This is a genomic window from uncultured Rikenella sp., assembly GCF_947628055.1.
In the GTDB taxonomy this organism is placed as follows: domain Bacteria; phylum Bacteroidota; class Bacteroidia; order Bacteroidales; family Rikenellaceae; genus Rikenella.
On sequence record NZ_CANQYJ010000120.1, the window covers coordinates 1 to 6,902 of the forward strand.

General features: G+C 59.4%; 6 protein-coding genes. 5 read left to right on the plus strand and 1 reads right to left on the minus strand.

The window, feature by feature from the left end; translation table 11 throughout:
• Positions 1 to 155: 155 nt before the first annotated feature.
• Complete coding sequence (locus Q0Z93_RS09180) at positions 156 to 2,030, plus strand: amidophosphoribosyltransferase (protein WP_298064799.1); 1,875 nt, start codon at positions 156 to 158, stop codon at positions 2,028 to 2,030.
• 69 nt (positions 2,031 to 2,099) lie between these two features.
• Here Q0Z93_RS09180 and Q0Z93_RS09185 read toward each other — a convergent pair whose 3' ends face one another.
• Positions 2,100 to 3,245 (minus strand): Wzz/FepE/Etk N-terminal domain-containing protein, encoded by a 1,146-nt coding sequence (locus tag Q0Z93_RS09185; RefSeq protein ID WP_298064800.1) that lies wholly within the window; start codon positions 3,243 to 3,245, stop codon positions 2,100 to 2,102.
• A gap of 228 nt (positions 3,246 to 3,473) precedes the next feature.
• Here Q0Z93_RS09185 and Q0Z93_RS09190 point away from each other — a divergent pair, with 228 nt between their 5' ends.
• The 4 genes from Q0Z93_RS09190 (at position 3,474) to Q0Z93_RS09205 (ending at position 6,527) form a co-directional block, all read left to right on the plus strand.
• Complete coding sequence (locus tag Q0Z93_RS09190; RefSeq protein WP_298064801.1) at positions 3,474 to 3,923, plus strand: LytTR family DNA-binding domain-containing protein; 450 nt, start codon at positions 3,474 to 3,476, stop codon at positions 3,921 to 3,923.
• A 144-nt stretch (positions 3,924 to 4,067) separates the two neighbouring features.
• Complete coding sequence (locus tag Q0Z93_RS09195; RefSeq protein ID WP_298064805.1) at positions 4,068 to 5,120, plus strand: DUF2589 domain-containing protein; 1,053 nt, start codon at positions 4,068 to 4,070, stop codon at positions 5,118 to 5,120.
• A gap of 25 nt (positions 5,121 to 5,145) precedes the next feature.
• Positions 5,146 to 5,931: a hypothetical protein gene (locus Q0Z93_RS09200; RefSeq protein WP_298064808.1), complete on the plus strand. Its 786-nt coding sequence runs from the start codon at positions 5,146 to 5,148 to the stop codon at positions 5,929 to 5,931.
• 2 nt (positions 5,932 to 5,933) lie between these two features.
• Positions 5,934 to 6,527, plus strand: coding sequence for a DUF2589 domain-containing protein (locus Q0Z93_RS09205; protein ID WP_298064811.1), 594 nt, complete (start codon positions 5,934 to 5,936; stop codon positions 6,525 to 6,527).
• Positions 6,528 to 6,902: the final 375 nt, after the last annotated feature.

Below are 6,902 nucleotides of genomic sequence, written 5' to 3' on the forward strand. Positions count from 1 at the left end.
ATCACATCGACAAACTCGAACTGATCGTCGACAACGAAATGTGGACGCTCCCTAAATACCGCGAACTGCTCTTCCTGGTTTAGCCGCCGGACGACACTCCGACCGGAAATACATGCCGATACGGCACACGAATCTGTTATATCCTAACCGAAACCATGAGCGACAGCATAAAACACGAATGCGGCATAGCGATGGTCCGCCTGCTCAAACCGATGGAACACTACCGGCAGACTTACGGCACCGAGTTCTGGGGGTTGAACAAGCTGTACCTGATGATGGAGAAACAGCATAACCGCGGACAGGAGGGGGCCGGGATCGCCGCCGTGAAACTCCGCGCCGAGCCGGGCGAAGAGTATATCTTCCGCGAGCGGGCAATGGGTACCGGAGCCATTCAGGAGATATTCGATGCCGTGCGCCGCGACTTAGCGGCCGACCCGAAGCATAAGCCGTTCCTCGGGGAGCTTTACATGGGCCATTTGCGGTACAGTACCACGGGGCGGTCGGGCATTTCGTACACTCATCCGTTCCTCCGGCGCAACAACTGGCGCAGCCGGAACCTCGCGCTGGCGGGGAATTTCAACCTCACCAACGTGGATGAAGTCTTCGCGCATATCGTGGCGCGGGGACAGCATCCGAGGCACAATGCCGACACGTTCATCATGCTCGAACAGTTGGGTTACCTGCTCGACTGCGAGGTAGACCGCCAATATCAGCTGTTCAAAGGCCGGGGGCTGGAAGGAGCGGCGCTGAACGAGGCGATCGAAACGAACATCGACATCGGGCGCATCCTGCGCGAGGCGTCGGAGATGTGGGACGGCGGATATGTGATCTGCGGACTGACGGGCAGCGGCGATCTGTTCGCCCTGCGCGATCCGAACGGCATTCGACCCGCATTCTACTATGTGTCGGACGACGTGGTGGCTGTCGCTTCGGAACGGCCCGTGCTGCAAACGACGTTCGACATCGAGACCGAACAGGTCGTCGAATTGCAGCCGGGGCAGGCCCTGATCGTCACCAAAAGCGGCGAACGGCGGCTGACGCAGATTCGGCCGACCTCAACAGAGACGATACGGCCTTGCTCGTTCGAGCGCATCTACTTTTCGCGCGGCAGCGACCGCGACATCTACCGCGAACGCAAGGAACTGGGGCGGCTGCTGGTGCCGGAAGTGCTCGACCGGGTCGATCACGACTTCGCCCACACCGTTTTTTCGTTTATCCCGAACACGGCGGAGGTGGCTTACATGGGGATGATGGAGGGGCTGCATGACAGTTTCGACCGGCAGAAATGCCACGCGCTGCTGGCTTCGCGCGACACGCTGACCGAAGCCGAGATCCGCGACATCATGGCGATGCGGGTGCGCACCGAAAAACTGGCGCTGAAAGACATCAAGCTGCGGACTTTCATTGCGGAGGACAGCAGCCGCGACGATCTGGCGGCACACGTGTACGACACCACTTACGGGACGGTCCGGCCGGGCGTGGATGCGGTGGTGGCGATCGACGACAGCATCGTGCGGGGAACGACGCTGCGGCGGAGCATCGTCCATATTCTGAGCCGGCAGCGCCCCCGGAAAATCGTGATTGTGTCGAGTTCGCCGCAGATCCGGTATCCGGACTGCTACGGGATCGACATGTCGAGCATGGGCGAGTTTATCGCGTTCCATGCGGCGGTCGAATTGCTGCGCGAACGGGGAATGGCGGCACGGATCGACGAGGTGTATGCGGCGTGCAAGGCGCAGGAGCACTTGCCGAAAGAGGCGATCGTGAATCATGTCCGGCGGATTTACGAACCGTTTTCGGATCGGGAAATTGCAGACCGGATCGCGCGCCTGATTACGCCGCCGGATTGTCCGTCGCCGGTGGAAGTGGTCTACCAGACGATCGAAAATTTGCACAAAGCCTGCCCGAACCATACGGGAGACTGGTATTTTTCGGGAGATTATCCGACGCCGGGGGGGAATAAGCTGGTGAACCGCGCTTTTATCGACTGGTATGAAGGGCGCGGCCGGGCCGACCGCAAAGATGAATAGAGGCTCACGTTCGCAGTAGGCCGGAGCTCCGCCGGCCTGCCGCAAACCTGTCCCCATCTCCGCCTCCGGTTATTCGACCGGAGCGGCTGCGTCTTCCTGTGCCGTCGAATCTGCGGCCAACAGCGACTTCACCACGACGATCCCCACGGCCAGAAATCCGCCTAAGAAAGCGAAAGCTACCACAAACATCATCTTCTTCGGCGCAGCGGCCTGGTCGGGAACGATGGCCGGTTCGACCACCGTTGCGATCGGGGTCTCTTCCTGCAGCTTGATGCGGGTCACCTCGACCTGCGAGGCGGTCTGGCTATAGACACTGTAGGCTAAGTTCCGCTCGTTGCGCAGCCGTTCGATCCGCACGCGCAGCGACTCGGACGAGATGTTCCGGTTGCGGTCGATCGTCTCCGCCAGCCGGTCTTCGGCCTCATAGTAGCGTGCCTGCGCCTCGGCGTTCTGACGGATGTTCTGCTCCAGGTCGTTCCGGGTCTTCTGGGTGCGGTAGGCGGTCATGTATTTCTGGAGCTTGGAGATCAGCGAATCGGCGATCACGGCCGATACCAGCGGATCCTGCATCGTCACTTTCGCCTCCAGCATGGACGATTTTTTATCTTCCGACACCGACAGCATGCCGCTCAATGCCCCTACGAATCCTTTATACTCCGGCGGCAGATTGAACAGGTCGACCGAATCGACCGGCGGCAGCTCCTGCTGCCGGGCCTCATTCCTCCCGATCGACAGAATCCATCCGAGGGCCTGCCCGGGGAATGCCGTCACGTATTTCCACCACGCTTTTTTCTGATGTCCGGTCACGTATTCGTACAGCGTCATCCTCGGCCCCGGCGTTCCGGATTTCCCGGCCGTCAGAGTGACCGGTATCTCGGCGAATTCCAGCAAAAACGGCGTGCTTTTGACGATTTCCGGGAAAACGGCGTAGGTGATGCCGTCCATTCCGGAACCGGAGTTGAGATTGATCCCCGCCATGGCGGCCAGTCCGGACATCCCGCCCGAAACGGATCCGCCGGCTTTGCTCTCCGGCGCCAGCTTGATGGCCGTGACATAGGTTTTGGGAATGCTCAATCCGATCACTAATCCCACAGCGGCTCCTATCAAGGCGTACCGGATCACGCGTTTGCGCGCCGCCCACACTTTGGACAGAAGTTCCATCAAGTCGATCTCTTTTTCTTTGTCCGCTCCGGACAAGGGTCGTTCCTGGGCCATCGTATCGTCAGCTAATTAGAATTCTACAGGCAAAGATAGTGATTTTGTCATGCACTGCGGGGCGGCGCTCTTCTTTTGTCCCCGGAACCGGCAAATCGCCCGAACACAGGCAAACCGTTTCTCTCCTCCCGCAAATTATTTGTGCCGATCCGTCCAATTCAATTGGAGGCGGGGCCGGTTCTTTTAAATTTGAGAACGAATAAGAATATTTTTCTAACTATTCATGCTATGGACAAACGTTATCATTTGAGATACAGGCGTTTTGGATGCGTCTGTCAGGCGCCCAACCGACATACGGCCTCGGCGTCTTTCGGCGGGGAGGAGGCTCTCCGGCCGGCCAATGCCGTCTTGCCGCACTGCATCTTCATTAAGGAAAAAGAGCGGTTCCGGAAGATCGATTTCGGGACTATCCTGTTCGTGGAGGCGCTCGGGAGTTATTGCCGCGTGCATCTGGAAGGAGGGCACGACATGACGCTCTCCTTCACGCTGGCCGAGATCACTCCCAAGTTGCAGGCCAACTTCTTCCGGCGCGTACACCGCTCCTACATCGTCAATATGGACCGGATCGACGCTTTTATCGGCAATCTGCTCTGCATCGGCCCCCACCGCATACCGGTCAGCAAACAGCACCGCTCCGAAGTGATGCGGCAGTTCAACATCCTCGGCAGCTCGAAATAAACCTTTTGCCGCCTGTTTCCTCCCTTTCGCAAACAACGGTTGCACTCCGCCCCCCGCCCGTTCTAATTTAGCCCCGTAAGCTTACGCATCCGTTTTTTATCACCCGGCTGTCCGAAAGGGCGCCCAAAAACACCTCTCTTTATTATGGCAATCGACACAACTCCTTCGACAGTGGCCTCCAACGCCTTGTCGTCCATTCCTTTCGGGAATATTATCGGCGGCCCGCTCACGGCCTGCATCGATGCGCAGGCGCTGGCCGCCCAGACCACCTGGAAGTTCATCCAGAATGTCGGCCTGAACACCGATCCCAAAACCGGCGAGAAAAAGGCCGTCACCGTCGCCTTCCAGTTCATGCGCGACGGCAAGATGGCTCAGCTCAATGTGCCGCTGCTGACTATCGTTCCGATCCCGTACATCGCGATCCAGACGATCGACATCAATTTCAAGGCCAACATCAGCGCCAGCTCGTCGAGCTCGTCCATGACCAGCAGCAGCGAGGATGTCGGTGCCGGGGTGAACGGCAAGGCGAGCCTCAACCTGGGGCTGTTCAAGGTGGAAGCGGGCTTCAATGCCAGCTATTCCAGCAAGAAGGACTCCAAGGCCACGCAAGACTCGCAGTACAGTGTGGAGTATACCATGGATGTGGCTGTGCACGCCGGGCAGGACGGCATGCCGGCCGGTCTGGCCAAAGTGCTGGAAATCCTGGGCAACAGCCTCAATGTCAGCGATCCGAAAGGCTCGCTGGAGGTCAGCAGCCAGTTGCTCAAGGGCGAGAAGGGCCATCCGGAGCAATTGGTGGCCACGTTCAAGAACAACGAGGGCAAGTTTGAACCGGAAAAGATCGTCGTGATCGGCGATGCGAATCCGATCCAGGGTTCGGTGCAGGGAAACAGCGCGGTTTTCGAGCTGCCGGTGAACGAGAAGGAGACTGTTTATATCGTATCGGTCAAGGGGCTGGACAACACCGTGAAGGTACGCACCGTGGACGCTATCTCGGCCGGCAAGGAACTCGAGGCCGCCCGGCTGAAGCGTGAACAGGAGCGCCGCGAACGGCTCGACCAGATGGAAAAAGAGCTGGCCGGACAGCGCAAAGCTGCCGAGGAGGCCGAACAGAAACGGGCCGAGGAACGGGCCAAACTGTTGCAGGAGGCTGAGGAACAGGCCGGCGAAGAGAAGAAAACCGAAGAAGCCGAGTAAATCGTTTATCTAACCGCTTCATCTTATGGCACAGCTGAACAGCCTGATCGGTTCGGTGCTGCGCGACGTGATCCGCGCGCAGCACGAGGCCAATCTATACTCTCTGTCGCTTCGCAAAATCTATGGGGCGAAGGGCGGAATCCGAGACTTCCGGGTGCCGGGGGCGCTGCTGGGCGAATTAGAGCTCAGTTTGCAGTATGCGGTGCGCAAAACTGATGTCCAGCGGGAAGAGGCCGAGACCGATTATCCGGCTCTGCGCCGCTTTTTCGGCGAGCTTTCGCAGCAGTTGGCACGCACGGCCCTGACCTGTGTGGCGTCGGCTGTTTCGGCGACGGATACGGAAGATCCGGAAGGGCTGAACTCGCTGCTGAGCCGGGTGCAGGGTCTCGAAAAGGAGTTCGGACGGTTCCTGAGCCGGAAGATCGGAGAGGGGCTCGACGGGCAGGCTGCCGCACTGGTCGACGGCGACGGGAACCTCGATACGGACTTGCTGACCCGCAACGTGATGAAGACTGTCGACGCGCACCTGCTGCAAAATCCCGATCTCGGACGATTGTTTGAACCGGGGAACGGGGACTTGCGGCAGAAAACGCGCTCGAAATTCGCCGCGATGATGGCGGTGCTTACCGCCAAGCGGGTCAAGGATTACCATTTCATCCGCCGGAAGGTGTTTTCCTCGCAGGAGATCATCATTGCGGCGGACGAGTTGAAAAAGGTTCCGGCGGGGGCGATTCAGACGCTTCGCATACGGGTTTCTCCGAACGGCTACCTGCCTGATGAGGCTATTGTCCATCCTGAAATTTCCGAATGACCATGAGTTCCGACAAACCTCGAAATGCAGTTTCGAGCCGGGTGATGGATTTGCATCGGCTGATCGCGGCTCCGCTGCTGGCGACTGTCGATGCCGACTCGCTGGCGGCACGGCGTTATCTGGATTCTCTCTGCTCGGTGGCTTTCGAGTCTTACGACCGGCAGACGGGACGTACCGGCCCGCTGCGAATGCTCCGGTTCTGCTATCTGAGCAATGATGTCTCGGGCTGCCGCAAAAGGCAGGTGGCGGTGCCGCTGCTGAGCTTAGTGCCGCTGCCGCTACTGCATGTGCAGGAGGCGGTGTTCGATTTCGATATCCACATCCTGGATGCTGTCTCTAACCGCAGGGAGGAGCGGTTCTCGTTCAAGGAGGGGAAAGAGGTGGCTCCGGCGGATGATGATCCGGACGACGGGCTGTGCATGCGTGCTTCGCTGGCTCCGCAGCACGGAGGCGGACGGGAGGCGTCGGCCCAACACGGTCTGACGGCCAACATGAAGGTGCATGTCAAAATGGGGCAGGCGGGGATGCCGGGTGGATTGGCGAAGCTGCTGAATCTGGCGGCGGCCGATGCTGTGGGGGAGGAACCGAACGGGTAAACAGAAGGTTCTTATGGTCTCGAGCGGGGCTTAGAACTACCCCTTCTTGGCTGGCGCCAGCGGGGCCGTTTAGGGTAATTACAGCCTGGTCGGTGTGCCCGGCGGCACCAGGCCTCCGCAGCCGGTGGCTCCGGCCCGATCGCAAAGAATAAGGAACATGCGAAAGCACCTTTCGGAAGCGGGGTAGACACAGCAGACCCGGGAATGTCGCGTTTTGCCTTGAGAAAGCCGGGCTGAACGACCGGCTTTCGACAAGGCGAAACCGATTCCCGGCGACTTCTTTGCTTTCTTTGACCTGCGGTCTTCCTCGCGCTGCCTCGGCATAGCCCGCAAGCGGTCTCTGCCCTCGGTACGCTGCTCGGTTCTTGGTCACCC

Excerpts from the sequence above, each read along its gene's own strand:
- Q0Z93_RS09190 (WP_298064801.1), top strand. The coding sequence starts at position 3,474 with ATGGACAAACGTTATCATTTGAGATACAGGCGTTTTGGATGCGTCTGT.
- Q0Z93_RS09180 (WP_298064799.1), top strand. The coding sequence starts at position 156 with ATGAGCGACAGCATAAAACACGAATGCGGCATAGCGATGGTCCGCCTG.
- Q0Z93_RS09200 (WP_298064808.1), top strand. The coding sequence starts at position 5,146 with ATGGCACAGCTGAACAGCCTGATCGGTTCGGTGCTGCGCGACGTGATC.
- Q0Z93_RS09205 (WP_298064811.1), top strand. The coding sequence starts at position 5,934 with ATGAGTTCCGACAAACCTCGAAATGCAGTTTCGAGCCGGGTGATGGAT.
- Q0Z93_RS09195 (WP_298064805.1), top strand. The coding sequence starts at position 4,068 with ATGGCAATCGACACAACTCCTTCGACAGTGGCCTCCAACGCCTTGTCG.
- Q0Z93_RS09185 (WP_298064800.1), bottom strand. The coding sequence starts at position 3,245 with ATGGCCCAGGAACGACCCTTGTCCGGAGCGGACAAAGAAAAAGAGATC.